General features: G+C 57.0%; 25 protein-coding genes. 9 read left to right on the top strand and 16 right to left on the bottom strand.

Going from position 1 to position 25,465, the window contains the following annotated elements:
- Positions 1 to 307: 307 nt before the first annotated feature.
- The 3 genes from rlmB to ACN082_RS08530 all read right to left on the bottom strand — a co-directional run bounded on the left by rlmB (position 308) and on the right by ACN082_RS08530 (position 3,786).
- The gene (gene rlmB / locus ACN082_RS08540; protein ID WP_419100438.1) at positions 308 to 1,288 is read right to left on the bottom strand and encodes a 23S rRNA (guanosine(2251)-2'-O)-methyltransferase RlmB; all 981 of its coding nucleotides are present in this window, start codon (positions 1,286 to 1,288) and stop codon (positions 308 to 310) included.
- Positions 1,289 to 1,429: 141 nt separating this feature from the next.
- Positions 1,430 to 2,857: a cysteine--tRNA ligase gene (cysS, locus tag ACN082_RS08535; RefSeq protein ID WP_419100437.1), complete on the bottom strand. Its 1,428-nt coding sequence runs from the start codon at positions 2,855 to 2,857 to the stop codon at positions 1,430 to 1,432.
- A 44-nt stretch (positions 2,858 to 2,901) separates the two neighbouring features.
- Complete coding sequence (locus ACN082_RS08530) at positions 2,902 to 3,786, bottom strand: alpha/beta hydrolase (RefSeq protein ID WP_419100436.1); 885 nt, start codon at positions 3,784 to 3,786, stop codon at positions 2,902 to 2,904.
- Between the two features lie 408 nt (positions 3,787 to 4,194).
- Between ACN082_RS08530 and ACN082_RS08525 the strand changes: the two genes are divergently transcribed.
- Both ACN082_RS08525 and ACN082_RS08520 read left to right on the top strand, forming a co-directional pair.
- Positions 4,195 to 6,492 (top strand): bifunctional lysylphosphatidylglycerol flippase/synthetase MprF, encoded by a 2,298-nt coding sequence (locus ACN082_RS08525; protein ID WP_419100435.1) that lies wholly within the window; start codon positions 4,195 to 4,197, stop codon positions 6,490 to 6,492.
- Positions 6,493 to 7,839, top strand: a complete 1,347-nt coding sequence (locus ACN082_RS08520) for an alpha/beta hydrolase (RefSeq protein WP_419100434.1) — start codon at positions 6,493 to 6,495, stop codon at positions 7,837 to 7,839.
- A gap of 49 nt (positions 7,840 to 7,888) precedes the next feature.
- On the opposite strand, the gene ispF is transcribed toward ACN082_RS08520, so the two are convergent.
- From ispF to ACN082_RS08505, 3 genes are read right to left on the bottom strand one after another with little or no spacing between them, the layout of a single operon-like run.
- Positions 7,889 to 8,371 (bottom strand): 2-C-methyl-D-erythritol 2,4-cyclodiphosphate synthase, encoded by a 483-nt coding sequence (gene ispF / locus ACN082_RS08515; RefSeq protein ID WP_419100433.1) that lies wholly within the window; start codon positions 8,369 to 8,371, stop codon positions 7,889 to 7,891.
- A gap of 5 nt (positions 8,372 to 8,376) precedes the next feature.
- Positions 8,377 to 9,174 carry a 2-C-methyl-D-erythritol 4-phosphate cytidylyltransferase gene (ispD, locus tag ACN082_RS08510; RefSeq protein WP_419100432.1) on the bottom strand — a complete coding sequence of 266 codons (798 nt, stop codon included), beginning with the start codon at positions 9,172 to 9,174 and terminating at the stop codon, positions 8,377 to 8,379.
- A 23-nt stretch (positions 9,175 to 9,197) separates the two neighbouring features.
- Positions 9,198 to 9,683, bottom strand: a complete 486-nt coding sequence (locus ACN082_RS08505; protein WP_419100431.1) for a CarD family transcriptional regulator — start codon at positions 9,681 to 9,683, stop codon at positions 9,198 to 9,200.
- A 278-nt stretch (positions 9,684 to 9,961) separates the two neighbouring features.
- On the opposite strand from ACN082_RS08505, the gene ACN082_RS08500 reads away from it, so the two are divergent.
- Positions 9,962 to 10,492: a hypothetical protein gene (locus ACN082_RS08500; protein WP_419100430.1), complete on the top strand. Its 531-nt coding sequence runs from the start codon at positions 9,962 to 9,964 to the stop codon at positions 10,490 to 10,492.
- A gap of 86 nt (positions 10,493 to 10,578) precedes the next feature.
- On the opposite strand, the gene ACN082_RS08495 is transcribed toward ACN082_RS08500, so the two are convergent.
- Both ACN082_RS08495 and ACN082_RS08490 read right to left on the bottom strand, forming a co-directional pair.
- The gene (locus tag ACN082_RS08495; RefSeq protein WP_419100429.1) at positions 10,579 to 11,259 is read right to left on the bottom strand and encodes a winged helix-turn-helix domain-containing protein; all 681 of its coding nucleotides are present in this window, start codon (positions 11,257 to 11,259) and stop codon (positions 10,579 to 10,581) included.
- A gap of 54 nt (positions 11,260 to 11,313) precedes the next feature.
- A complete protein-coding gene (locus tag ACN082_RS08490; protein ID WP_419100428.1) occupies positions 11,314 to 12,501 on the bottom strand; it encodes a sensor histidine kinase in 1,188 nt (395 codons plus the stop codon).
- Between the two features lie 187 nt (positions 12,502 to 12,688).
- Here ACN082_RS08490 and phoU point away from each other — a divergent pair, with 187 nt between their 5' ends.
- Positions 12,689 to 13,345, top strand: a complete 657-nt coding sequence (gene phoU / locus ACN082_RS08485; protein ID WP_419100427.1) for a phosphate signaling complex protein PhoU — start codon at positions 12,689 to 12,691, stop codon at positions 13,343 to 13,345.
- Between the two features lie 183 nt (positions 13,346 to 13,528).
- On the opposite strand, the gene ACN082_RS08480 is transcribed toward phoU, so the two are convergent.
- The 3 genes from ACN082_RS08480 to ACN082_RS08470 form a co-directional block, all read right to left on the bottom strand.
- Entirely contained in the window at positions 13,529 to 14,269 is a 741-nt protein-coding gene (locus ACN082_RS08480; RefSeq protein ID WP_419100426.1) for a phosphoglyceromutase, read from the bottom strand.
- A 125-nt stretch (positions 14,270 to 14,394) separates the two neighbouring features.
- Positions 14,395 to 14,712 (bottom strand): DUF2516 family protein, encoded by a 318-nt coding sequence (locus ACN082_RS08475; protein ID WP_419100425.1) that lies wholly within the window; start codon positions 14,710 to 14,712, stop codon positions 14,395 to 14,397.
- 15 nt (positions 14,713 to 14,727) lie between these two features.
- Positions 14,728 to 15,909: a trans-sulfuration enzyme family protein gene (locus ACN082_RS08470; RefSeq protein ID WP_419100424.1), complete on the bottom strand. Its 1,182-nt coding sequence runs from the start codon at positions 15,907 to 15,909 to the stop codon at positions 14,728 to 14,730.
- Positions 15,910 to 16,035: 126 nt separating this feature from the next.
- On the opposite strand from ACN082_RS08470, the gene tmk reads away from it, so the two are divergent.
- Together tmk and ACN082_RS08460 are read left to right on the top strand one after the other, a co-directional pair.
- Positions 16,036 to 16,713, top strand: coding sequence for a dTMP kinase (gene tmk / locus ACN082_RS08465; RefSeq protein ID WP_419100423.1), 678 nt, complete (start codon positions 16,036 to 16,038; stop codon positions 16,711 to 16,713).
- Positions 16,710 to 17,867, top strand: coding sequence for a DNA polymerase III subunit delta' (locus ACN082_RS08460; protein ID WP_419100422.1), 1,158 nt, complete (start codon positions 16,710 to 16,712; stop codon positions 17,865 to 17,867). The genes tmk and ACN082_RS08460 overlap by 4 nt, the downstream gene beginning before the upstream one ends.
- 90 nt (positions 17,868 to 17,957) lie before the next feature.
- On the opposite strand, the gene nagA is transcribed toward ACN082_RS08460, so the two are convergent.
- The 5 genes from nagA to ACN082_RS08435 all read right to left on the bottom strand — a co-directional run bounded on the left by nagA (position 17,958) and on the right by ACN082_RS08435 (position 22,906).
- Positions 17,958 to 19,118, bottom strand: coding sequence for an N-acetylglucosamine-6-phosphate deacetylase (gene nagA / locus ACN082_RS08455; protein WP_419100421.1), 1,161 nt, complete (start codon positions 19,116 to 19,118; stop codon positions 17,958 to 17,960).
- A 28-nt stretch (positions 19,119 to 19,146) separates the two neighbouring features.
- Positions 19,147 to 19,941: a DeoR/GlpR family DNA-binding transcription regulator gene (locus ACN082_RS08450; RefSeq protein WP_419100420.1), complete on the bottom strand. Its 795-nt coding sequence runs from the start codon at positions 19,939 to 19,941 to the stop codon at positions 19,147 to 19,149.
- 204 nt (positions 19,942 to 20,145) lie between these two features.
- Positions 20,146 to 20,991, bottom strand: coding sequence for a class II fructose-bisphosphate aldolase (locus tag ACN082_RS08445; RefSeq protein ID WP_419100419.1), 846 nt, complete (start codon positions 20,989 to 20,991; stop codon positions 20,146 to 20,148).
- Between the two features lie 24 nt (positions 20,992 to 21,015).
- A complete protein-coding gene (locus ACN082_RS08440; protein WP_419100418.1) occupies positions 21,016 to 21,990 on the bottom strand; it encodes a 1-phosphofructokinase family hexose kinase in 975 nt (324 codons plus the stop codon).
- 28 nt (positions 21,991 to 22,018) lie between these two features.
- Positions 22,019 to 22,906, bottom strand: a complete 888-nt coding sequence (locus ACN082_RS08435; protein ID WP_419100417.1) for an SIS domain-containing protein — start codon at positions 22,904 to 22,906, stop codon at positions 22,019 to 22,021.
- A gap of 387 nt (positions 22,907 to 23,293) precedes the next feature.
- Here ACN082_RS08435 and ACN082_RS08430 point away from each other — a divergent pair, with 387 nt between their 5' ends.
- Genes ACN082_RS08430 through ACN082_RS08420 form a run of 3 tightly spaced genes read left to right on the top strand, consistent with a single transcriptional unit; the run spans position 23,294 to position 25,403 of the window.
- Positions 23,294 to 23,728, top strand: coding sequence for a PTS sugar transporter subunit IIA (locus tag ACN082_RS08430; RefSeq protein WP_419100416.1), 435 nt, complete (start codon positions 23,294 to 23,296; stop codon positions 23,726 to 23,728).
- Between the two features lie 14 nt (positions 23,729 to 23,742).
- On the top strand, positions 23,743 to 24,030 hold the full coding sequence (locus tag ACN082_RS08425) for a PTS sugar transporter subunit IIB (protein ID WP_419100415.1): 288 nt from the start codon (positions 23,743 to 23,745) through the stop codon (positions 24,028 to 24,030).
- Between the two features lie 32 nt (positions 24,031 to 24,062).
- Positions 24,063 to 25,403, top strand: a complete 1,341-nt coding sequence (locus tag ACN082_RS08420; RefSeq protein WP_419100414.1) for a PTS ascorbate transporter subunit IIC — start codon at positions 24,063 to 24,065, stop codon at positions 25,401 to 25,403.
- Positions 25,404 to 25,465: the final 62 nt, after the last annotated feature.

Genomic DNA, 25,465 nt, shown 5'->3' with positions numbered 1-25,465 from the left:
GTCCTTAGGGAGCATTTTTGCCCTTAAAAGCGCTCACGGCCCGCAAGCTGTCCGACAAATTCCCTGGTAAACCGCGGATTTCGGAACTTCAAAAAAGTTCTAAACTTTTTTTAAACGCATTTGCCAAGACATATACGCAGCATTCTTTGTGAGCTGGCACCTAAACTTACATCACATTATTGAGCTTCTGGTGAGCTCATTCAGCAATAGATGCAAACACCGGCACCTCACACTTTAGCCAAGGACTTTAAAGAAAAGCTCCCCCTCCGCAGGTTGCGGAGGAAGAGCTTGCCTTTAGAAATAACCACTAGCTAGAACGGCGGCGGGATACCTCATACAGGGCAATACCCACTGCCATTGAAGCATTCAAAGATTCCATAGCCGAACTAATCGGGATAGAAACAATCTGATCGCAGTTCTCGGTCACCAGACGGGACAGGCCCTTACCCTCAGAGCCCACAACAATCATGAGCGGTTCAGAGGCCAGCTCAAGGTCCGGCAGATCAATATCTCCCCCACCGTCCAGACCAACAACAAACATGCCAGCCTCCTTCGCCTGCTGAATTACCCGAGTCAGGTTGGTTGCCTTAGCAACGGGGATACGAGCTGCGGCGCCAGAAGAGGTCTTCCAGGCAGAAGCGGTCATAGCAGCAGATCGACGCTCCGGAATGATTACACCGTTACCCGAGAAAGCAGAGACCGAACGGATAATAGCGCCCAGGTTACGGGGGTCGGTAATGCCATCAAGCGCAACAAAGAGTGGCGGGACCTCCAGCTGCTGATCATGCCAGCGCTCCATAGTATCCAGAACCAGGTTCCCCGCGTCAGGGTACTTGTAGGGCGGAATCTGAAGCGCAACACCCTGGTGAACCGCGTGGTCCGTCAGACGGTCCAGTTCAAGACGGCCAATTTCAAGAATCGGCAGGTTCTGTTTATTAGCCTCAGTCAAAATCTCGCGGACACGGTCATCGACCTCGATACGAGACATCACAAAGAGAGTCTTAGAAGGGATCTTGGTCTGCAATGATTCCAAGACCGAGTTACGACCGGTCACCAGTTCGTCTGAAGCGCGCTTCCCGCCCAGACGGGGTGCGCGTGAGCGAAGAGTGTTAGTCGCCTTGCGGTTTTCAGCGGCCCGCTTCATCTTGTGGGCCTTGTGGTAGACGCGGTCCTCAGCCTTGGGAGTGTTGCCGCGGCCTTCAAGTGCCTTGCGCCCGTGACCGCCGGTGCCCTTGGTGGGGCCTTTCTTTTTAGCTGTTGCGCCGGGGCGTGAGCCTGCCTTCGCCATATAGGTTTCCTTTGATAGGTATCTTGCCGTTGTTCTCTAGCTTACCGACCCACCCAGCTTTTTGGTGCGAGAGCTAGCGCACGCGCCCCACCAGAAACCGGCAGGGCGCCTGCTAACAGCTACATCTGTGGACGATCCGCTCTAGCTCAGGGACCAGGTAGAGCCAGATAGGCCGTCCTTGACAGTAACCCCGGCCGCTGCCAGGGCATCGCGAATCTGATCAGCACGTGCCCAGTCTTTAGCCTCACGGGCCTCAGCACGCTGGGTCAGCATGGTCTGAATCAGAGAATCAAGAGCCGCATGTTCAGCAGCACCGCCATCCGAAGCCGGTGTACCAGCAAATGACATCAGCTCCACCAAGCCCAGTACTCGGGCCATGGCATAAACTTGCTCTGCTTCTTGCTGAGCTGACTCCCCTGCTGCCAAAGCCGCGTTCCCCGCTCGAGTCAGCTCATGGAGCACAGCAAGAGCGCGAGGAATATTGAGGTCATCGTCCATAGCCTCAGCAAAGGCCTGAGGAACCCGAGCATCGGCCCGGTGGAAAGCAAGGGTCTGAGCAAGGAAGGCTTCAAGACGCTCAACAGCAACCCGTGCCTCCTCCAAGGAGGTAGGGCGGTAGTCCAGCACCGAACGGTAGTGTGCTTGGCCCAGGTAGTAGCGGACCACCAGGGGGCGAGCCATCTCCAGCATCTGCTCGGGGGTGATGATGTTACCAATAGACTTGGACATCTTCTCGCCCTCGTAGTTCACCAGGCCGTTGTGCATCCAGAAATTGGCGAACCCAAATCCGGCGGCCTGCGACTGAGCCATCTCGTTCTCGTGGTGGGGGAAGCGCAGGTCAAGCCCGCCCCCATGAATGTCGAAGGTCTCACCCAGGTACTTACCCGCCATAGCCGAGCACTCCAAGTGCCAACCCGGGCGGCCTGCACCCCAGGCAGACTCCCAGCGGGCAGTCTCGGGGTCGCCCTCCTTATGCCCCTTCCAGAGGGCGAAGTCACGGGGGTCCCGCTTACCGCGCGGGTCTGCATCGGGGGCATCTTGCATGTCCTCCACACGCTGACGGGTCAAAGAACCGTACTGCTCCCAGGAGCGCACATCAAAGTAGACATCACCCGAACCGTCCAAAGCCGGGTAGGCATGTCCCCGGTCAATCAGCCTCTGAATCAGAGCGAACATCTCGGGAATATGTCCGGTTGCTCGCGGCTCATAGGTGGGCCGAGCAATATTCAGGGCCTCATAAGCCACCCCAAAAATGCCCTCAAACCGGTAGGCCAGGGCCCACCACTGCTCACGCGGATAGTCCCCAGAATAATCAGAGTCAAAGGAAGCCGCTGAATTGACCAGAATCTTATCGTCAATGTCGGTGACATTACGGACCGTCGTGACTTTAAAACCACGGTAGGTCAGCCAGCGCGCAAGCTGGTCAAAGACCAGCCCCGAGCGCACATGCCCAATATGCGGTGCCCCCTGCACGGTAGCACCGCAGTAATAGATACGGGCCTCACCGGGGTAAACCGGGACAAAGTCACGAACACTTGCAGTTGCTGAATCATAAAAACGTAAAGTCACAGCTACAAGTTTACCGCCTGCACAAGCGCCGGTTCTGAACAGCTCTAGCCATCCTTAACCAAGCTGCCTAAAATCTCCCAACCATGGTTTATCAGCAAGGAAAAATGCCCATCCTGGGGTAACTCATGCAAGGTGGCGCCCATTCGCAGACCCAAGTTCCGGACGCGGGCAGGCTTGACCGCCTTATCCCTTCCCGCTACCCAAATATCAGTCCTTACCCTCACCGAAGCCTCCGAAAAACCCCAGTCCCCCTGGATAGCGTACTCATCTTGTACACCACCCCGAATAGCAAACTGGAGAGCATAATCATGAGCAACCGCCATGCGGTAGGCACCGCTACGCCCCTGCACTGAGCGCACGAAAGCCTCAAGAGATGCTGACCTACCAGCTAGGAGAAGGCCAGCTCCGCGAGCTAAAGAATCAATCAAAACCTTAGGAAACCAGCTCATGGTCAGGTGAGACAGATGCACCCGCAAAGGTGTAAAAGCCAAACCAAGCCGAGTTGACCATGCGGCATGATGAGTAAAAGGGGCAAGCAGAACCAGCCGGTCCACTAACTCCGGTAACCGGGCAGCTATACCCATTGCATGAGGACCCCCACCTGAGAAACCAATCACGCTCAGCCTCTCCAAGCCCAGGTGCTCGACTACAGCAAGGAGATCATCCTCTACCCAACCGCGCACCGTCCGGTAGTCAACGGGATCTGAGGCACCCAGTCCGGGTCGATCAAGAGCAATAATCCTGATGCCCAGCTGGCGGGCAGCCTCATCCAAAAAAAGAGCCTCGTAGCCAGATCCAGGAGTGCCGTGGCAGTAAAGCACAGTCTGCTGTGGGTTCTCTAAAACCCCATACTCATGCCAGGCAATCACTCTCCCGCCCCGCCGGCTCAGAACATGCGGGTAGGGTGCAAGGGGGTCAGCAGCTGTCACAAAAGTTCTCCTCAAAGCGCTATGGCAACAGCCAACTATTCTAGCCCTCTCAAGAGGATTCAGGCTAAATTCCGCCCGCAAGAGGTGGCCTCTCTCAGCAGAATCCCACAATAATCTGCCTATACTCTAATGCCAGATACTCAAAAAGTTTAAAGGTTGCTGTTAGTGAATAGAACTACCCCCTACAGTCCCAAAAATCCTCCCCTACAAGCCACCAGGAGACGGTTACGCTGGGCCAAAGAATACCTAGCAGACTACACGCATATCGCGCCACTCAGCACCGTCTTATTGGGCCTCACCCTCATTTCACTTATCATCCAGATAGTCTTTGGGGCCGCTAAAACCTTACCGCTAACCCTTCAACCGGGTAACTTAGAGAACCTTTGGGGGGTCCTCACCGGTACCTTTGTGAGCCCTAGACCCGGCTCAACTGTGCTTTCCTTATTCTTATTGGCCAGCATCGGTCCCCTAGCTGAACGCAAATTAGGTACCTGGCCTTTCGCCCTAGCAGCAGCCGCTAGCTATCTGCTACCGGTAGCATCCCTGGCCATCATTTTCTCAGCAGCTAGCTACCTCATTCCCGGCTGGGCCCAAGCCCTAACCGATCACGCTGTTTATGGCATCCCGCTCATGATGACCGGCACGCTCCTAGCATCATCACGTTCCCTCTCTACAATATGGAGGCGCAGAATCCGCCTCTCAGCATGCCTGACCACCTTGGTTCTCCTGGGGTTCGGAGGTTCCCTTCAAGATATTGGCCTCTTCCTGGCCGCTATCACAGGCTGGGCCAGCGGATCACTACTGAGCACATCTCCCAAGGGCCAAGATTCAATCGTAGGTAGCCGTCACGAAAAGCGAACACTAGTTGCCCTGGCAATTACCGCAATATCCCTGGGTATTTTCTTTGCCGCCCATGCCCCTAACCCTGTTGGCCCTCTCGCATCGGCCAAATTCGATATTGCAAGCAGTGTGCTCACTAACGAAACCCTCGATGCCCTCTGCTCCCAAAAAACCGCTAGCCAGCTCTGTAGCCACGAAGTTTACCTAGCTCAAACACGGGGTTTCCTCCCCAGCCTGCTCTCAACGCTACCCATCATCCTGCAACTAGTCCTGGCCATGGGGCTAGCACGCGGGCGTCGAATAGCTGCCTACGCGACCCTGCTCCTTCAAGGAACAATCTTCCTCTTCACAGCGCTACGGCTAATCATATTTTCAGGCATCCTAGGCCAGCATCGCTCAGCTTACGGTTCTTTGGCAGAACTAGAAGAAGCAGGGGGCCGGTTAATCATCCCCGTCCTTATCCCCCTGCTGATCATGTGCCTGATCGCTGTAACCTGGCGGTACTTTCCACTACCCTCGAACACAAGAGCCGCCCTCAGCGCTGCAAAAACCATAGGATTGGTCGGCCTCACTGGGGCAACAATCATGGTTCTCCTCGCCTGGATAATGCCGCAGGCCTTTGCCCCTCACCCACAGCTACTCCCTTTCGCCCTGGACTACCTAGTCAAACTTTTGCCCTCTGCGGCCTGGTATGTCTTCCCCCCGACCTACACCGGCACCTTCTGGCTGACAACCGCCTTGCACTGGATCCTCCCAGCCCTCTTTTGGGGCGCTGCGATTATCTACACCTACCGCATTCTCTCCCTTCCCTTTGGCAAGGTAGGCAAGAATCGCGAGCACTTTATTGAGCTAGTCAAAGAACATGGTGCTGGGACATTGGGGTGGATTAGTACCTGGGATAACCGGCACTACTGGATCTCCGAATCGGGAAAAGAGGGCTTTGCCTACCTGGCCCATAACGGTGTTGCCTTGACCGTTGGGGACCCTGCGGCCGCCCCTGAGCGTGTGGAAGCTGCTGTCAAAGAATTTGCAGTCTTCTGCACCCGTTCCGGGCTAACTCCCGCACTCTATTCTGTGCACTCACCAACCCAGCAGGCTGCGCAGAAGCTCGGGTGGAGCTCCTGGCAGGTTGCTGAAGAAGCAGTGATTGATCTTTCATGCCTAACCTTCTCAGGTAAAAAATTTCAGTCCATTCGGACGGCCCTCAACCAGGCGGGCAAGCAGGGCATTACCGCACGTTGGACGAGCATAGATGACCTGCTTCTGGCGGAATGGGCCCAGATTGTTGAGATCTCTGAAGGGTGGGTGTCTGATAAGAGTTTGCCTGAGATGGGCTTTACCCTCGGTGGACTGGAGGAACTCAAAGACCCAGAAACAAGAATTCTGATAGCCACTGATCAAACTGGTTTTATACACGGAGTGACCTCCTGGATGCCAGTTCATAGAGAGGGCAGGGTGATTGGGCTGACCCTGGACTTTATGCGCCGCCGCAACGGTGAGGGAGTATTCCCCGCGTCCATGGAGTTCCTCATCGCTTCGGCGGCCCAGGACGCAAAAGCTGAAGGGCTTGAGCTCCTTTCTCTTTCAGGAGCGCCCTTAGCGCATTCAGACTCCACAGTGGAAAGGACTGGGCTAGATCGACTCTTAGATTACTTAGGTAACCGTATGGAACCTCTCTACGGCTTCCGCTCGCTGCTGACTTTTAAGGCAAAATTCCAGCCTGACTTTGAGGCCATGTACCTGGTCACCCCTGATTCTGGGCAGCTAGCCTCAATCGGTGTGGCAGTCACTCACGCCTATCTACCCGAGATGAAGGCAAAAGACATCGTGGGAATTATTCAAGCTATAGGTTCTAAGGAAAAATAAATGCTGGGTGATTTTGCGAGGTCAGTGGATTTACGAGCTGACTATTGGGGCCCGGTCTCACTAGCTCTTGCGGCAGTAGTTGCCCTGATTCTGCTCTGGAAAGTAGGCAGAAACATAACCCTTCGTAGCCATGCTCTGCTGGTAGTCTCAGCGGTAGCCATCACTGGGCTTTCAGCCTTCATCGGTAACAATGTAGTGCACTTAGTGGCTGAGGGAATTACCCTGCCTACCTGGTTATGGGTTGGATATGTATCACTGATCCTGCTCTATGTGATAGTCCTAGTAGGCACCAACTGGAGCAGTCGTAGTGTGCCTGCCAGAGGGGTCCGGCTCCTTGCTGGCCTGGTGGCTCTCGGGTTCGCTCTTACCGCAACAGGGCTGGGCCTCAACGCCTACTATAGAGGCTACCCTAGCCTTGCCGCAGCTTTAGGTGTTACAGTACCCACCAGCTCTCTCGATGAGGCTCAGGCCGGAGCGCAGAGCCATCCTTTTGACGCAGGGAACCAGTCGCTTGCAGTGGCCTGGAAAGCACCGTCCGATATGCCGACCGAAGGGGCCCTTGTCAAAACCAGTATCCCCTCTCAAGATTCGACCTTTACTCCCCGTGATGCCTATATCTATCTGCCCCCTGCCTACATGACAAGCCAGAGACCTCTACTCCCGGTCTTAGTTCTCATGGCTGGGCAACCTGGTTCACCGGGTGACTGGTTCAATATGGGTGGGGTTCACGATATCCTCAACACCTTTGCATCCGAGCATCAGGGGCTCGCCCCGGTGGTAGTGGTGGTAGACCAAAATGGTGGAGACTGGTCTAACCCCTTATGTAGCGATACCAGCCACGGCAAGGTAGCAAGCTACCTTCAGCAAACTGTTCCCACCTGGCTTAAAAATAATCTTCAGGTCGATACCAATCATGCTCACTGGTCTATCGGGGGACTTTCCAACGGCGGCACCTGTGCCTTACAGACAGCGCTGAGGGCACCCCAGATCTATTCGGCCTTCATCGATATGTCCGGGGAAGGTCACCCATCCATCGGCAGCCTTGAGAGAACTATAGCGCAGGGCTTTGATGGCAACCAGGCCGCTTTTGATGCCAACGACCCGCTGACCATGCTACAGAAGGGTAGGTTCACCCAGCCCGGGCCAGCCGGAATCTTCTCTATAGGCACCAAGGATAATGCCAACTACCGTAAGGACCTACACACGGTCTACGATGCCGCAAAAGCCGCAGGCCTAGATGTGCAGTGGAATACCTATGAGGGAAAACATGAGTGGAAGGTCTGGGAGGCTACACTTGCCGACTCCCTGCCCTGGCTGGGTAAAAGAGCTGGCATATCCAGCTCATAGCTCGGTGCCCCGTCCCGGCTTCTGCCGGGGGCGGGGGACGCTTCTAGCTCTACGGGTTCTCTACGGGATAGACCAGGGCAACAGCTGTAGCTGCTACACCCTCACCGCGCCCAGTTAGGCCCAGGCCATCGGTGGTGGTCGCGGTGACGGTAACAGGAGCACCAGCAGCCTGACTCAGCACCCGGTTAGCTTCATCCCTACGGGGGGCAAACTTGGGCTTGTTGCCAATCAGCTGGACAGCTATATTGCTGATTTCGAAGCCCGCGGCACGGACAATAGCGGCGGCTTCCGATAGAATTCTCACCCCTGAAGCACCTGCCATATCGGGCCGGTCTACCCCAAAATTGGAGCCTAAATCACCGGTCCCGCTGGCAGAAAACAGAGCATCAGCCGCTGCATGGGCCACCACATCACCGTCAGAGTGACCTGAAAGGCCGCGTTGCCCTGGCCAGTGCAACCCTGCTACCCACAGCTCTGTGCCTTCATCACCAAAAGCGTGTACATCAGTTCCGGTGCCAATACGGGGAATCATAGCCTCTATCTCTTCTCTAGCTCTTCAACAAGTTCAAGTGCGCCCTGGGTGTGCAAAGCCCCGGCCAAGGTGTAATCCAGAGGGGTCGTAATTTTAAGAGCCTGCGGGTCACCGTCAACTGTAGCCACAGGCAGGCCCAGGGTTTCCGCAAGCATGGCATCATCGGTAATGGTCTCGGCAACCCCCGCTGGTAGGCCGGCAACGTCGCGGTGAGCCTGCACCAAGGTTGGGAGGTCAAAGCCCTGGGGGGTCTGGACTGCTCTGAGCTCCGCCCGTGCGGGGGTACCTGTGACATAGCCCCGGGCATCCACCGTCTTGACAGTATCAACCACCGGCAGCACAGGGATAACTGCTCTTTCCCCCGCGACCAGGGACTGAGCAATCCGCCGGTAAACAGAGGCAGGTGTAAAGCAACGGGCAGCATCATGCACCAGAACCCCGGTAGGCTGAGAGCTCGAAGCACCGGGTAGCGGCTTGGCAGCGTCAAGGGCCGTAAGAGCCGCTGTTACAGACTCAGCCCGGCTAGCTCCACCGGGTACCGCCAAGGCACCGTAGCGAGCGCAAATAGCCGTCAGCAAGGTATCCCCGGGAGGCACCGTCACCACAAGCCGCGCCGTTACACCCGACGCTAGCGCACCGAGAATAGCCCATTCCAGAAGAGTTTTACCCGCAATTTCTACAGCGGCCTTGGGTATGCCAGCACCCAAACGGGAACCTGAACCTGCCGCCACAATAAGAACAGCGAGCACCGTCTCCTGTTCTGGAACGGTACCCGCTGCATTTTTTTGGTCTATAGTGCTCACAGCTAGTGAGCATACCCGAAAGTTTAGACGCCTTCGAGAATCTTATCGAGCTCGCCTTCGGCGGTTTCCTCGTTAATGTCCTTGGCCAGTGCGACCTCGGATGAGAGAATCTGGCGGGCCTTAGCCAGCATGCGCTTCTCACCAGCGGAAAGGCCACGGTCATTTTCGCGGCGCCACAGATCACGGACGACTTCGGCGACCTTAAGGACATCGCCAGATGCCAGCTTCTCAACGTTCGCCTTGTAGCGGCGGGACCAGTTGGACGCTTCTTCGGTGTCAGTTGCTTGCAGAACATCAATGACTTCCTGGAGGCCACGTTCGTCAACGACGTCGCGTACACCTACCATGTCAACGTTCTCAGCGGGCACCTCAATAACAAGGTCGCCATTAGCGACCTTGAGTTTTAGGTACATCTTCTCTTCGCCACGGACAGTGCGCATTTTGATTTCTTCAATCGTTGCTGCACCGTGGTGAGGGTAAACGACGGTCTCGCCAACCTCAAAAACCATATGGATAAACCCCTTTCAGCCTACCCATTCTAGCACGCCTATTTAGACAGCGACCCTAAGGTTACAGATATGGAGCGAGGCTCTCCCCGCACAGCGTAATGCCCCGCTAGGCGGTCAGCGCTTCATTTACCGGCTTTTGCCCGTTGATACAGACGTATCGTCTATAAACCAGCTAGAATGTGACCTGAAGAGAGAACACACCCCTACTTTGCGCGGAGCACACACATTTTTTCCTGCATAAATCCGGGGCCCATACATCTAAACAAGGAGCAAGAGCTGTGAAGAACACCGCTTCTCTGAGCATCAAGCGCGCTGGCGTAACAATCGCCCTCGCTGGTGCCCTTTTGGCTACCACTGGCTGTGGCTACATCTACAAGCAGCCCACCACCATCGTCTACTCAGCATCAGACGGTCAGATGACTAACCTCACCGAGGCGAACAAGGAGATCATCCAGTTCCGCAACATCATGGTGATTTCATCGGCTGAAGGCGCTCCCGGTCGTGTTCTGGGTACCATCCTCAACCAGTCCGAAAAAGATGCTACCGTTACCCTGGCTTTCCCCGGTGAGACGCTGACCATTGAGGTTCCCGCTGGCAAGGAAGTTCGCCTGGAGGATAAAGCCAACGAGATTGTGCTTAAGTCAACCGAGGCTGCCCCCGGTCTAAGCCTCAAAACCACCGTTTCTTCGGATGTCACATCCGAACCGTCTGAGTTCGTGGTTCCCGTCCTTGACGGAACGCTTGAGGAATACGCCTCCTACCTACCCAACGCGGCAAGCGCTAGCGCGACCGAAACCTCCCAGCACTAAACGGTAGGTCACCCTACACCAAAAGCTGGGGCCCAGAACCTTGAAGGTTCTGGGCCCCAGCTTTTACTTACCGCTCACACCTTGGCCTAGGGCTCAAACTTATAGCCCAGACCGCGAACCGTAACCACATACCGCGGCGATGAGGGATCCGGCTCAATCTTTGACCGCAACCGTTTAACGTGAACATCCAAGGTCTTGGTATCACCCACATAGTCTGCACCCCACACACGGTCAATGAGCTGGGAGCGGGTCATCACGCGACCAGCATTCCGCAGGAGCATTTCGAGAAGTTCAAATTCCTTGAGGGGCATAGCGACGCTTTCCCCGTTCACCGTCACAACGTGGCGCTCAACGTCCATACGGACCGGCCCGCCCTGGATAGCACCAGAGTCAGGCTCGTCAGCTTCACCCCGGCGGCGCAAGACGGCCCTCACCCGAGCAATCAGCTCCCGCGATGAGTAAGGCTTGGTGACATAGTCGTCAGCGCCCAGCTCAAGCCCCAAGACCTTATCAATCTCAGAGTCCTTGGCCGTTAGCATGATAATGGGTACAGTGCTGCTAGCCCGGATCTGTTTGCATACCTCGTTGCCGGACTGACCGGGCAACATAATATCCAGGAGCACCAGGTCAGCGCCTGCACGCTCAAACTCAACCACGGCGTCCAGGCCATTATCAACAACCTGAACTTCAAACCCTTCACGCCCCAGCAAGAAGGCTAAGGGCTCGCTGAGTGACTCTTCATCCTCAACCACTAAAATACGGGTCACCTGTGTGTCCTTTTCGGGAATCGGGCTGAACCGTGTGGCCCAGCGGGGAAAGGGTTAGTTCTCTGCACGAGAGGCCGGACGGGTGCCCGCATTCTCGCCCAGTAAGTCATTTTCGGTTTCTTCATCCAAGATAGGCAGAGCAATAGTGAATGTTGAGCCGGACCCCGGATGGGACCACAGCGTCACCTCACCACCGTGCAAGCCTACGATATGCTTGACGATGCTCAAACCTAACCCGGTACCGCCAGTCTGACGGGAACGCGCCGGATCCACACGGTAAAACCGCTCAAAGATACGGTCCTGTTCATCCTCGGGGATACCCGGGCCCTGGTCTTTCACAGAAATTCTAACAGTGTCCTCCTTCACAGAAACCCCAATGCCCACCTTGGTGCTATCTGGCGAGTAGCGGATTGCGTTCTCGATCAAATTATGCACGGCCGTCGAGAGAAGCTCCGGGTCACCATGAACAGGACGCGAGGCGGTACCACCCACCAGCAGTTCAATATTTTTGTCCTCAGCAGTAAGCCTGTTGCGGTCAAAGGCTTCAGCCACAACCTGCCCCACATCAACCAGGGTAGAACTGACCACCAGGTCAGCAGACTGCAAACGGGAGAGCTCGATAACGTCCTGCACCAGAGCACCCAGCCGCTGCGACTCCTTCTTGAGTTTACCCGAGAAATAGCGCACAGATTCGGGATCATCGGCAGAGCTCTCAATAGCCTCTGCCATGAGCCCTACCGCACCCACCGGGGTTTTAAGTTCGTGAGACACATTAGCCACAAAGTCCGTCCGGATCGTCTGAGCCCTAGCGATCTCAGTCCGGTCATCAGCCAGAACCAGAATGTACTCATCACCTACCGGAGCTACGCGCAGGTCAATCACAAGCCTGCTCTGGTCGTAGAAACCACGGGCCAGCACAATTTCCTTTTCAACAATGATGCCCTTGCTGCGAACTGCATCAATCATAGCCAGCAGCTCATCGGACTCCACCGTGTGCCCGCGTACCAGCCCCAGAGCATAGGCCCCAGGAGAGGCCTGAACAACGCCATCGACAGCATCGACCACCATATAGGCACGACCAATCACCGCCAAAACCTCTGCCGCGCCGTCACTGATGGTGGGCTCTTCAACATCGGCCCAGCGAGCGCGCTGGCGCTCACTTCGTTGAAGAGCAAACATGCTGACAACGCCAATGATGAGCCCCAAAAGAGCCGCCATCAAAGCAATCATTGTAGAGTTCACGTCTACCAGCTTAGGCCGTAGACCCCCACCTTTTCACCCCGCACGCTACCTGTTGGCAGGGGTTCAACTAACGTTTACCCAAGCATGTGCTGGTGTTCATGTGGCCTTGGCACTCTAGATAGGTAGCGAAAGAGCGCTCTCTGCCCTCTCACGCCCTCACATATCTCCACATGGAAAGGACGCGCACGTGCGCAAAGTCTTCCAAGCCGAACTTCAACATGTCGGTGAAGAGCTCATCCACATCGCCAACCTGGTCCAAGAAGCCCTTAGCAGGGCCTCCGATGCCTTCCTCAAGGCCGGGATCCAGGAAGCCGAGGAGGTCATCACTAACGATGCCCGCATCGACTTTATGCAAAATGAGCTGGATGAACGAGCCATCGACTTACTGGCCCTGCAAAGCCCGGTCGCCTCAGACCTGCGCATGATTGTGGGAGCATTGCGTATGAGTACCTCCCTGGAACGCATGGGCGACCTTGCCCGTCACGTCGCTCAGGTTGCTCGCATGCGCTACCCGGAGCACGTTCTACCGGAATCCATCACACCTGTGTTCGCAGAGATGATTGAGCTGGACCTGAAAATTATTGCCAGCGTCATCAACCTGCTAGAAACCCGTGAGCTGGTCCATACCCAGGACATCATCAAATACAAGATGCGGGTCAACGAGCTCCACGTAGAGGTCTTTAACCGCATGGCAGCACCCGACTGGGGCCAGAACGCCCAGGTCACAGTGGATGTCACCTTGGCTTCACGCTACCTGGAACGATTTGGGGATCACGGTGTCTCCGTTGCCCGTAAGGTCACCTACCTGGTGACAGGAGACTGGAACGCAGTACCCAGCATCTAAGACCAGACACTTTTGAGTTGGCAGGGGCCGTGAGCTTCATCAGCGCCTCTGAAGGCCCCGGACCGGCTGGCAGCCGCTCACAGTCCCCTGGTTCTCGCTTAGTCTCAACTCCTCTGAAACTAAAGCGCCCCGCCCACCTATTCAGGGGGGCGGGGCACTAGGGCTTTAAAACCGGGCTAAGATTTACTTCTTACCCTGGTTAGCAACGGCCTTGATGGCGTCCTGAGCGGCCTCGGGGTCTAGGTATTCACCGGGGCCAAGGGGCTTGAAGTTTTCGTCCAGCTCGTAGTAAAGCGGGATACCGGTGGGGATGTTCAGGCCAGCGATGTCGGCATCGGAGATGCCCTCCAGGTTCTTCACCAGTGCGCGCAGGGAGTTACCGTGAGCTGCAATCAGAACGGTCTTGCCAGCCTTAAGGTCTTCCTTGATGTCCGATTCCCAGTAAGGGAGCATGCGCTCAAGAACGTCCTTGAGGCACTCGGTGCGGGGGGCGTTCTCGATGTCAGCGTAGCGAGGATCCTTTGCCTGTGAGAACTCGTCGTTATCATCAAGTGCCGGCGGCGGAACGTCGTAGGAGCGACGCCAGGTCATGAACTGCTCTTCGCCGTAGGTCTCTAGGGTCTGAGTCTTGTCCTTGCCCTGAAGAGCGCCGTAGTGACGCTCGTTCAGGCGCCAGTTACGCTTGACGGGGATCCAGTGGCGGTCAGCAGCGTCCAGTGCCAGGTTAGCGGTGTTAATGGCGCGGCGCTGGAGTGAAGTGTGAACGACATCGGGAAGGATGCCGCGTTCCTTCAGAAGCTCACCACCGCGGGCCGCTTCAGCTCTGCCTTTCTCGGTGAGGGCAACATCTACCCAACCGGTGAAGAGGTTCTTTTCGTTCCATTCTGATTGCCCGTGACGGAGCAGTACCAATTTGTAAGTCATAACTCTCATTATCCCACTTTAGCCCTCTAAATAAAAGATAAACCCACACCTATTCACTGAACAAACCGCTATCTTAGGGGAATGCGTGTGAATATGTGTGGGTTTTTCAGGCCCTAACGCAAGTCTTAGCGACGGCGACGTACAGCCACCGCGGGGCGAACATCAGCTAAGAAGACACCCACGGCGGTAGCGGCAACCAACTGCATAAAGATTGAGCTAATCCTACCGTTCCAGGACTGCCACAGGGTCAGGACCGAAAAGAGCGTGGCAGCGCCCGTGACGGCCAGCCAGAAGCCTTTGGTGCGTTTGAAGGCGCTCTGGTAGGCGTACCCTGTTGCGCGTGCGGCCTCAAACAGGGCGTAGACAGATAGTCCTGCTACGACCAGCGAGGCCAGCAGGTTGATGAGGTAGTTTGCCCAAGCAATGAGATCAAGAGGAGTCATAGGGTGCTTCGTCCTTTAGCGGAGATTTTCTAGGGCTGCCACCAGGTCCTGGTACAGGTCATCGACGTTCTCGATGCCCACGGAAAGACGGAGTAGGGACTCCGGGATGGAGTGGGGTTCTGAACCGTGCCGGCGGCGGCGTTCAATGAGTGATTCTACGCCACCGAGACTGGTCGCGGGAGTCCACAGCTTCAGGGCGGCAACAAGGCGGTCGGTTTCTTCGGCGGTGGCATCAAGAGTGACGGAGAGGATAGACCCGAAGGTCTGCATCTGGGCTGAGGCCCGCTCGTAGCCGGGGTCGGTGGGTAGGCCGGGGTAGCGTACTGCCTTGATGGACGGGTGTTCGCTAAGGCGCTGCGCTAGTTGCAGGGCGGAGCCCGCTGAGCGCTCTAACCGGACGCCCATAGTACGCACGCCGCGCAAGCCCAGCCATGCTTCGAAGGGCCCGGCGATAGCGCCATTGGTGGTGCGGTGGGTGTGCATAGCTTCGCGCAGGACCGGGTTGGAGGTAACGGTGATACCCAGCAGAACGTCGGAGTGACCGGCGATTGCTTTGGTGGCGGAATGCACTACGACGTCGGCACCCAGCAGCAGGGGGTTCTGGCCAAGCGGTGTTGCGAAGGTATTATCAACGGCTGAAACGATACCCAGTTTGCGAGCCGCACCCAGGATAGCGGGCAGGTCAGCGACCTCCATCATGGGGTTGGTGGGGCTTTCCATCCACAGCAGAACCTTAGGGGCTGCATAGTTCACATTCTCGGGGCTGACCCCTGCGGTGGCTGCCGCTTTTTCCAGTTCAGCGATGACGGACTCGGTGTTTTCAATATCAAGACGAACAACTGTGGCGATACCGCGCGCCTCAAGGCGCTTAGCCATAGATACCGAGGCCATGTAAGTGTGCTTGGGCAGAAGGATAATAGAGCCAACCGGTACCAGATCCTGCACCGCAGCTACAGCCGCCATACCCGAGGCAAAAAGAAGGCCGGGGAGCTCTGCGCCTTCAAGGTCAGCGACAACCTGCTCAAGACCGTCCCAGCTGGGGTTAGTAAAGCGGGCGTAGCTGTTGAGGTCGGTGGGGCCTATCTGCCGGAAGGTAGAGGACATAGAAATGGGTGGGTTTACCGGGGCAAGGTCACGGTGGGCCGGCCGGCCGCCAGCAACTAGGCGGGTCTGCGGAGAAAGATTCTGTTCGGTCATACCCACCACCATACGCGCCCGATTCTTAAGGAGCTAGTAGGTGAGAAGCATGGTCACCAAATGAACTTGCTTAGAGTCCCTATCTAACCGCAAGCCCCAGCAAACAGGCCTTGGTAGGCTAGAGGGGTGACTCAAGCACTGACCTACACCCCAGATGCCGACCCGGCACGCGCCCACGGCCCCTACCCCGGCACTTTCATCGTTTTTGAAGGTGGCGACGGATCAGGCAAAACCACCCAGATCAAGCTCCTGGCAGAGGCCCTCACAGAGCGCGGCTATTCTGTGCTGGTCACCCGTGAGCCAGGGGGCACCGACATCGGCGAAAAACTCCGTGCCCTGGTCCTAGAGCACGGCAACGGCGCGATTGACCCGCACACCGAAGCACTCATTTTTGCGGCGTCACGGGCCGCCCACGCCCACCAAAAAATTCAACCAGCCTTAGAAGCCGGCACCATCGTTCTGTGCGACCGCTACATCGACTCATCAGCAGCCTACCAGGGAGCTGGGCGCGGCCTGGGCCTGGAAACCATCACCGACCTAAGCCGCTGGGCCACGGGCAATCTCCTGCCCGAGATCACGGTACTCCTTGATGTGTCACTGGCTGAAAGCCGTGCGCGCGCAGGTGCCCGCGGTCACGCTGACCGTATGGAAGCCGCCGACGACACTTTCCACAGCGCTCTACACAGTGCCTTCCGTTCCCTAGCGCAGGCTGCCCCAGAGCGATACGCCCTTATCAACGGTGCCCAACCCATCGAGCAAGTCCACAAACAGGTTCTGGATGCGGCCCTGGCGGTACTTTCATGAGCGTCTGGGACTCCCTAATAGGGCAGAACGAGGTCAAACACCAGCTAGCTACCGCCGCCGCTGATACCAAGCCCACCCACGCCTGGCTCTTTACCGGCCCGACCGGTGCAGGCCACACCACAGCAGCCCAGACATTCGCGGCAGCACTCCTCTGCGACCAGCCCAACCCCGCCGCACGCGGCTGCGGAACCTGCCGTTCCTGCCAAACCGTGCTCAGCGGCTCCCACGCAGACTTCCTGCACTTTCGAACCGAAAAAACCGTCATCACCATCGACGAGGCCCGCGAGTTTGTTGTTAAAGCGCAGGACCGCCCCGCTGTTGGACGCTGGCGCGTCATGCTCATTGAAGACGCCCACCGCATGCCCGAACGCACCTCCAACGTACTCCTCAAAGCTATAGAGGAGCCGCCGCCCTACACTATCTGGTTATTGACGGCCCCCTCCCCCGCCGATGTTCTCATCACCATCCGCTCCCGGTGCCGCCCGGTCCAGCTACGGCTCCCCCTGGTGGCGGAAGTTGCCGCCGTACTCGAGACCCAGCACGGGCTCGAACCCCACCAAGCCGAGCTAGTAGCCCGCCTAGCCCAGGGCAACCTGGACACCGCCCACAAGCTAGCAAGCGACCCGCAGGCAGGCACCCGCCGCGATTCAGTGGTCAAGATACCGCTGACCCTCAGCTCTGTTGCCTCAGCGATGGATGCCGCCGACCGGCTCATCTCTATTGCTGAGGCTCAAGCAGAAGCAGACGCGCAAACCCGCAATGAGGCCGAACGTGCCGCGCTCCTGACCTCCCTGGGCTACACGGACGGGGAGAAACTCTCCCCCACCCACCGCGCCCAGGTACGTCAGCTAGAAGAAGACCAAAAACGCCGCGCCAAACGAATCCAAACCGATACCCTGGACCGTTTCTTGGCCGATATTCAAACGGTCTTCCGTGATGTACTCACCCTGCAAATGGGCACTGGGGCAGAGCTTATTAACGCCCACATGGCTCAGCAGCTACAGGCTTACGCCGCGCGCACTAGGCCGGAAGCCGTGCTAGCTCACCTGCAAACTGTAGCAACTACCCGCCGCAGAATGAACACCAATGCAAGTGCCCGCCTAGCTTTTGAAGCCATGATGACACAGTTCATTGCCTCACCAGCAGGCTCTTAGCTCGTGAGCTTTACCCGCTCAACCCAAAAGTCAGCCCCGCACCGGATAACCAGTTCGGGGCTAAACACATAAGGAAGTTAGTTGGGGTGCTTAGAGCTGAACGCCGTCCCGCCAGATACGGGTGGGGAGCAGGGTTTCAGCGTCCAGGAGCAGAAGGTCACCCGGGTAACCCGGTGCAATCCGACCGTAGGAGTCAGCCAAGTCCAGAGCGGCGGCAGCCTGAGAAGTGGCCGCAGCAACCGCAAGGTCAAGCGGCTGACCAGAGTGCTGAACAGCCAACGCCACCGCACGGTCCATCGTCAGGGTGGAGCCAGCCAGGGATTTACCCTCAACCAGGGTTGCAACCCCACCCTTAACCTCAACCTCGAGGGTACCCAGCATGTAGATGCCGTCAGCCTTACAGGTAGCTGACATGGCATCGGTCACCAGCACGGTACGCTCCGGTGCCCACCCAAAAATCTGGGCAACTACTGAGGGATGAACGTGAATACCGTCGTTAATAATTTCCAGTGAAACACGGCTGTCTTCCAGGGCCGCAATCACGGGGCCGGGGGCACGGTGGTGGATACCGTTCATACCGTTAAAGGTGTGGGTTAGCAGACTAGCACCTGCCGAGAAAGCGTCTCTTGCCTGCTCATAGGTGGCGCTGGTGTGGCCCACAGCGACCTTGGTACCTGCGCCCACAAAGCTTTCAATAGCGGCCAGGCCACCCTCACGTTCAGGGGCCATGGTCACCTGGAGCAGATGTCCGCCAGCCGCATCAAGAATCTGGGCGACTGCCTCAGGGTCAGGGTCACACAGAAGATCCTCGGGGTGAGCACCTTTGTGCTGGGGGTGTAGGAAAGGCCCTTCGGCGTGGAAACCCAAAACCTGAGGGTTCTGCTCCACCAGAGGTGCCAGGTTACGCAAGCTATGGCTAATAGCCTCCACCGAGTTAGTCACGGTGGAGAGAACACTGCGGGTGGTACCGTGCTTGGCGTGAGCCTCAAGGGCGGCAGTAGCGCTTTCAATGCTTCCCTCATCATAGGCGTGCCCAGCACCGCCGTGATGGTGGATATCAATATAACCGGGGACCAGCGGAGCCCCAGCCGCATCAACCACCTCGGTACCGGGGCTCAGGTAGCTCTGCCACTCATCCTCGCCCAGAACCTTACTAATCTTCCCGTTCTCTAGAAGGACCGCACCGCGCTGGTGAACCCCTCCGATGATCCCGTCATAGAGGGTAGCTGAATGAACGATAAGGGAGGACATAAAATCTGCCTTCTTTCTCATCAAAGAATTAAACAATACGGAGGTTATAGCCCTGCTGGGTCACCCGATCGGCCCATTCCTGGCTGATAGAGGAGTCTGTAATGATGGTAGTGGCTAAGCGGTCGCTGTCACCGCTAATCGAGGTAAAGGAACGCTTACCGAACTTACTGGAATCGGCCACGATAAAGGTCTGCTGGGCACGGGTAATCATAGTGTGGTTGACCGATGCCTCATACTCATCCACGGTGCCCGGGCCGTTTTCGTCGAACCCGTTGACCCCGATAAAAGCCATGTCCAAAGAAATCTGGTTGAGAACATCAATGGCGTAGGGGCCGGTCAGCTCGTAGGAGAAGCCGTTAATCACCCCGCCGGTCAGCACAATTTTGATTTCGCTGACTTCGGCCAGCCGGTAGGCGATATCAACGGCGTTGGTGACGATGGTCAGCAGAGGCTTATGGGGAGAAGAGGGCTGATCCTTATGGCGGTGAGCCCACTGTGCAAGAGCATGGGCAAGAGCGCCCACAGTGCTGCCACCGGTGACCCCAATCATGGCACCGGGCTTGATGTATTCCAGGCAATGCTGGGCAATTGCGGCCTTTTGGGTGCTGTGGGTCTGGTCCATCTTAATGACCGGCGGGAGGTAGGTAGGCAGACTCTGGGCGCCACCCCGTGTGCGCTGCAACAGGCCAGCCTGGCTGAGCGCTTCCAGGTCCCGCCGGACCGTGGCTGTGGATATCTTGAGCTCGTCAACCAGTTCTTTGACCGTCACGACTTGGCGTGAGTTCACGATATCCAATATCTGTGTATGGCGCACATCACGCATAGTCAGAGCAAGCTCCTTGATCTCTATAGTTTTTCAGGCCGCTAACTAACAGGTATCGCCGGGGATGCGCCCCAGCTTCCCAATAATCTATCGAATTCTTTTCTAACTTTCATTCCTGCCCACTAACTGGGCCAGCTCCCCAGACAGCACAGTCATGTAAGCCAGGCTCTTGCCCGGCTGGAACCAGCCGGGCAAGGGTTATTACTATCGAGCGGAACCGCTGGCAAAAAGGGTCAGCAATCGCTGGGCCTCCTGGCTCAGGGCCTCCCGGCCAGCCATGGTGTACTTGCGGGAGTCCACGACATCTGGGTGAGCCGCCAGGTATTCGCGGATAGCCCCGGTATAGAAACCGTTCAGGTGGGTTGAAACGTTGATCTTAGTCATGCCAGATGCAATACCGCGCAGAATTTCCTGGTCACTGACGCCCGATGAGCCATGCAGGACCAGGGGTACACCTGCGGCTTGACGGAGCCGGCCAATCAGCTCGTGATCCAAGGTGGCGGTGCGGGAGGTCATGGCGTGCTCACTGCCTACAGCCACTGCTAAGGTATCGACACCGGTTGCCGCCACGAATTCCTTACTCTCTGCCGGATCGGTGCGTACACCGGGAGCGTGGGCGCTCTTCTTGCCGCCAATTTCACCGAGTTCAGCTTCAACGGTCGCACCCTTCTTGTGGGCGTATTCCACGACCTTGGCGGTTGCGGCCAGGTTCTCTTCGTAGGGCAGGGTTGAGCCGTCGTACATGACCGAGCTGAAGCCCAGGTCAATAGCCTGGCAGGCCAGTTCCACAGACTCGCAGTGATCCAGATGAACAGCAATCTCGGCGGTTGAGTTCCGTGCAATTTCAAGCATGGCATGGCCGATAGGCTCAAAGCCACCGTGGTAGCGGATGCAATTGTGGCTGACCTGCATAATCACGGGCAGGTTAGATCGCTCAGCGGCGGCCGCAATTGCTTCTGCGGTTTCCAGGTGGACGACGTTGAAAGCCCCGATGCCGCTCTTACGGCTTTCGGCAGCTAGGACCAGATCTAGGGTGCTTACCTGTGGCATGTTGTTCTTCCTTCTGGGCTGGTGCTAGGACGCCGACGGGTAGGTGACATCTTCAACGATGACCTTTTCGGCCAGTGAAGACCAGGCGCTACCAATAGAGCCGGCGAGGGGTTGGGTAACAGCGGAGGCAGACCAGCTCACTGCACGGATAAGCAGGTCTTCTAGGCTGAGTTCATCAAGAAGTGAGGTAGCAAGGGCTGCTACGAGGGCATCGCCTGCCCCGGTGGGGTTACCTTCAAGGGGGTGAGCAAGACGCGCTTTGACTCCCTGCTCTTGCCCGAAAGCGTAGAGGCCGTCAGGGCCGCAGGAGACAATGATTTGCTGGGCACCCAGCTCCTGTAGGCGGGCGACACCCCGGTAGAGGTCTTGCTCACCGGTTGCTTCTACCAGTTCAGCTCGATTGGGCTTGAGGTAGGTGACACCGGCGCGGGCGGCTTCCAGTAGGTAGGGGCCGGAAGTATCCACGATGAAAGCGGCACCGGCCTCCTGGCAGGTACGAGCGATATCAGAGATAAGTCCTTCGGGGCTCCGGGGAGGGAAGGAGCCAGAGAGTGTGACCACGCTACCGGGGTACTGAGCCAGGGAGTCTGCCAGGTGCTTCAGGAGTTCCCGGTAGACCTCTGCGGGGTGCTCCTGGCCTGACTCGTTGATGATGGTGGTCGTGGAACTTTCCGTTTCCACCAGGGCATAGGTGCTCCGCAGGGGAACGGGGGTAGAGGCCTGAAGGAGCTGTACCTGCTCGTGTAGGGGGCACACCCCGGGGCTCGAAGCGGCAACTCGGGCCTTGAGCTCAGCGAGCGATAGCTCGTTCAGGGGCGCAAGAGCCAGAGCAGGGTAGCCCTGCTCGGCGGCTACGTTTGCAACGTTAAGCCCCTTACCGCCCAATCTGCGCTGGGCATGAGGGATCCGAAGGGTGCTCTCCGGGGTGAGCTGGTCTATGCTCACCGTGATATCGAGAGCTGGATTGAGCGTCAGTGTAATGACTCGTGCACCGGCCATAATGGTACCTCTCCCCTTTCCCTACTGCTTAGTTCAGAATGACTGAACGGGTTAGGTTGCGGGGTTCATCGGGGTTTAGTCCGTTAGCCAAGGCAGTTTCAAGAGCTACGCGGTGCTGGCGAGCAAGGTCAGCCAGGGGGTCAAGGTCACGATCCTCGAAGTAAGCGCCGGTTGCTTCTACCTGCTCGCGCAGCCCCTCGGGTGCAAGGCCGAACTGCCAGGTGACGCGGCCGGGTGCTGCGATGGAGATGGGACCGTGGCGGTACTCCATGGAGTTGTAGGACTCGGTCCACTTCTGGGAGGATTCGCGCATCTTGAGCGCGGCTTCAGTAGCCAGCGCTGCGGTCCAACCGGTGCCCAAGAAGGAGTACTGTTCAGCGTTAATCAGTTCAGGGGCAAGAGGTTCGCTCAGTGCAGCGCGGCAATCTTCGATAGCGGCACGGCATACTTCTTCTGAGTCGATGGAGCTCCGCAGGAACATGAGAGCGGTGGTAGCGAAGCGGGTCTGGACAACGGACTTCTCGTCAGCGAAGGAGAGGTCAACAAGGCGGTCAGCAAGTTCTGCTACGGGTGAGTCAGGTACACCGACCAGGACGGTGATGGGCTTGGTGCCTTTGACGCTCTTCATGAAGTCAACGATTTCGGTGGTGGTACCGGAGCGGCAGATGATGAGGTATTCGTCAAAGTCACGACCGGTGGGGACCTCGGTTGCGGTGAAGGCATCGGTGATGCCCTGGCCAGCATTTTCGCGCAGAGCGGCGTAGGCCTGAGCCATGAACCAGGAGGTGCCGCAGCCAATAGCTGCTACCTTCAGGCCGGGCTGGGGAAGGACGGCGGTGTCCAAGCCCAGTGCCTGCTCCCACATGAGGGGCTGGCTTTCAAGTTCTTCTTTCATAAAAGCGCCTGCTAGAGACATGGTGTTTTTCCCTTCCGGAGCGTCTGTAGTTCTGGTGAGCAACTGCCCATTAGCAATCATTTTCGCTCAATATTTATGATTACACATGACTCCTTTTGCTGTCCAGACCTGAAGGCAACTTAAAAGAAAAGCGAGCACCCAGCACCCTACCCAAAGGCAAAAACTGAGGCGGACGACACTCAAGATACTTAATAGGGAGGGTTCGGTTCTTACTTTTGAGTCAAAACCACCCTTTTTCAGGGGCCAGGGCCCCCTGCACATCCTTCACTAGGTCCCATGATCAAGTTTGATTTTTTCTCAAAAAAATCAGTCAAAATGTTTACATCACGCAAATTCGCTCACTATGATGGGATGTGTAGATAGGTCCGTTACCGAGGAGACAATCCCATGAGCTTTACTCCCGATCTCGTCTCAGCCCAACGAGAGGCCAAAGACTGGAAAGAAGCTATCCAGCTAGTTGGCAGCCTCTACGAGCAGGCCGGAATAGCCACCGAAGAATACACTCAGGCTATGATTCAGGGCGTCCTGGACTTTGGGCCCTACATGGTCTTTGTTCCCGGCATTGCCATGCCGCACGCTAAGGCAACCAGCGGCGTGCTCAAGTCTGGCACAGCGGTCGTCACCCTCTCCACCCCCGTAGAGTTCGGTAGCGAGAAGAACGATCCCGTCGATTTCCTCATCTCGTTTGCCTCAACAAGCACCGACGGGCACATGGAAAAGATCCAAGAACTTGCAGCTGTCCTAGCTGACCAAGACCGTATTGAAAAAGCACGCCAGGCCCGCAATGACGATGAGCTTATGCGCGTGTTCACCACCAAATAGTAAGGAAAAGAACAATGATTTCAATTGCAACCGTATGTGGCATGGGCCTCGGAACCTCCATGATGCTGGCCGGGCAGGTACGCACCCTGCTCAGCGCCGAAGGTATCGAAGCTAAAGTTCAGGCTATTGACCTGGGCTCCTTCAAGTCCCAGCCCTCAGACATCGTTGTGACCACCACCGGAATGGCAAAAAACGTCGAAGGCACCAAGGCCAAGGTCGTTCTCATTGACAATCTCATCGACAAGAACGAGGTTAAGACCAAGGTTCTAGCAGCTGTCAAAGACTTCCAAGCCGGTGCCTAACAGCACCCCTTAGATACATAAGGTAAACCACCATGGATTCCGTCCTTTCCTTCTTGATACAGCTGGTTCAGATCCCAGCTATTATCGTAGGTTTTATCGCCTTTATCGGTTTGCTCGCCCAGAAGAAGAGCGCCGACGAGATTGTTACCGGCACTATTAAGACCGCACTCTCGCTACTGATTATCGGTGGCGGCGTTACCGTCCTGATTCAGGGTCTCGGCCCCATCCAGGACATGTTCAAGATGGCCTTCCCCGCGGGGAACATCACCACCTTCGTTACCTTCGATGAAGCCGTGGTCTCGGCCGTTCAGGCTGGACCTGTAGCAGCTCTAGGCTCACAAATTGGCCTAACCATGCTCTTTGGTTACATCGTTCACCTCCTGCTAGCCCGCTTCACCCCCTGGCACTACGTCTACCTGACCGGCCACATGATCTGGGTGCACGCTGGTGCTTTCACCATCGCCATCTACCAGCTGGGTCTGGGCCCCTTCTGGACTGTTGCCATCGCCTCTATCATTGACGGCTTCTACATGACCCTGGCTCCCGCCATCGCCCAGCCCTTCGTCCGCCGTATCACCGGTGGTAACGACGTTGGTTTCGCACACGGCCAGACCCTGCTCAACGTACTAGCTGGCTACCTGGGCATGGTCATTGGCAACAAGGAGAAGTCAACCGAGGACATCAAACTCCCCGAGAAGCTCTCCTTCTTCCGCGACGTAGCTGTCTCTACCACCCTGGTCATGCTCATTGTCTCCATCGGCACAGCTATCACAGCTGTTTCCGTAGGTGGCGTAGAAGCCTTCGAAGCGACCACCGAAAACGGTGGTATCTCCAACGGTCAAAACTGGATCCTCTTCGCTTTCATGATGGCTATGCAGTTCACCGCAGGTATGCTGATTCTGCTCTACGGTGTTCGTATGCTCATCGGGGAAATCGTTCCTGCCTTTGAAGGTATCTCCCAGAAGGTTATTCCCAACGCGATTCCCGCACTGGATGTACCTGTTCTCTTTGCCTTCGCACCCAACGCTCTGCTCATCGGTCTGATTTCCGGTCTCATCGGTCAAATCGCTGGTATGGCGCTCTGTGTCTCCCTGGGTTGGCCGGTCCCCATCCCCTCCATGATCGTGGCCTTCTTCGCTTCCGGTACCGCAGCGATTTTTGCTAACTCAACCGGTGGCCGTCTTGCAGCCTGGATTGGCGGTTTCCTCTGGGGCTTCCTGGGCTGGATCCTGATCTCCTTCGCCTTCTACAGCCAGGCCTTTGGCGACCTGGAAGCTCTCGGCGCCTCCGGCCTGGGCTTCACCGTTCCCGATGCTGTTGTCCCCGGCATCATCATCCACTGGATCGGCCAGCTCCTGGGCCTCGTAGCCTAAAAACTTGGTTGCTCTCGCACCGCTACCCCGCCCGGTCTTACCGGTCGGGCGGGGAACAACAA

This window comes from Rothia sp. CCM 9417 (genome assembly GCF_048513575.1).
GTDB lineage: Bacteria > Actinomycetota > Actinomycetes > Actinomycetales > Micrococcaceae > Rothia.
This window is presented reverse-complemented; position numbering and strand designations above follow the sequence as displayed.

What these genes read in the sequence shown, in the direction of transcription:
- ACN082_RS08425 (WP_419100415.1), top strand. Translation starts at nt 23,743, where the DNA reads ATGATTTCAATTGCAACCGTATGTGGCATGGGCCTCGGAACCTCCATG.
- ACN082_RS08475 (WP_419100425.1), bottom strand. Translation starts at nt 14,712, where the DNA reads ATGACTCCTCTTGATCTCATTGCTTGGGCAAACTACCTCATCAACCTG.
- ACN082_RS08430 (WP_419100416.1), top strand. Translation starts at nt 23,294, where the DNA reads ATGAGCTTTACTCCCGATCTCGTCTCAGCCCAACGAGAGGCCAAAGAC.
- ACN082_RS08445 (WP_419100419.1), bottom strand. Translation starts at nt 20,991, where the DNA reads ATGCCACAGGTAAGCACCCTAGATCTGGTCCTAGCTGCCGAAAGCCGT.
- ACN082_RS08480 (WP_419100426.1), bottom strand. Translation starts at nt 14,269, where the DNA reads ATGACTTACAAATTGGTACTGCTCCGTCACGGGCAATCAGAATGGAAC.
- ACN082_RS08505 (WP_419100431.1), bottom strand. Translation starts at nt 9,683, where the DNA reads ATGGTTTTTGAGGTTGGCGAGACCGTCGTTTACCCTCACCACGGTGCA.
- ACN082_RS08520 (WP_419100434.1), top strand. Translation starts at nt 6,493, where the DNA reads ATGCTGGGTGATTTTGCGAGGTCAGTGGATTTACGAGCTGACTATTGG.
- ACN082_RS08440 (WP_419100418.1), bottom strand. Translation starts at nt 21,990, where the DNA reads ATGGCCGGTGCACGAGTCATTACACTGACGCTCAATCCAGCTCTCGAT.
- nagA (WP_419100421.1), bottom strand. Translation starts at nt 19,118, where the DNA reads ATGTCCTCCCTTATCGTTCATTCAGCTACCCTCTATGACGGGATCATC.
- ACN082_RS08435 (WP_419100417.1), bottom strand. Translation starts at nt 22,906, where the DNA reads ATGTCTCTAGCAGGCGCTTTTATGAAAGAAGAACTTGAAAGCCAGCCC.
- ACN082_RS08470 (WP_419100424.1), bottom strand. Translation starts at nt 15,909, where the DNA reads ATGACCGAACAGAATCTTTCTCCGCAGACCCGCCTAGTTGCTGGCGGC.
- rlmB (WP_419100438.1), bottom strand. Translation starts at nt 1,288, where the DNA reads ATGGCGAAGGCAGGCTCACGCCCCGGCGCAACAGCTAAAAAGAAAGGC.
- ACN082_RS08450 (WP_419100420.1), bottom strand. Translation starts at nt 19,941, where the DNA reads ATGCGTGATGTGCGCCATACACAGATATTGGATATCGTGAACTCACGC.
- ACN082_RS08420 (WP_419100414.1), top strand. Translation starts at nt 24,063, where the DNA reads ATGGATTCCGTCCTTTCCTTCTTGATACAGCTGGTTCAGATCCCAGCT.
- ispF (WP_419100433.1), bottom strand. Translation starts at nt 8,371, where the DNA reads ATGATTCCCCGTATTGGCACCGGAACTGATGTACACGCTTTTGGTGAT.
- ACN082_RS08460 (WP_419100422.1), top strand. Translation starts at nt 16,710, where the DNA reads ATGAGCGTCTGGGACTCCCTAATAGGGCAGAACGAGGTCAAACACCAG.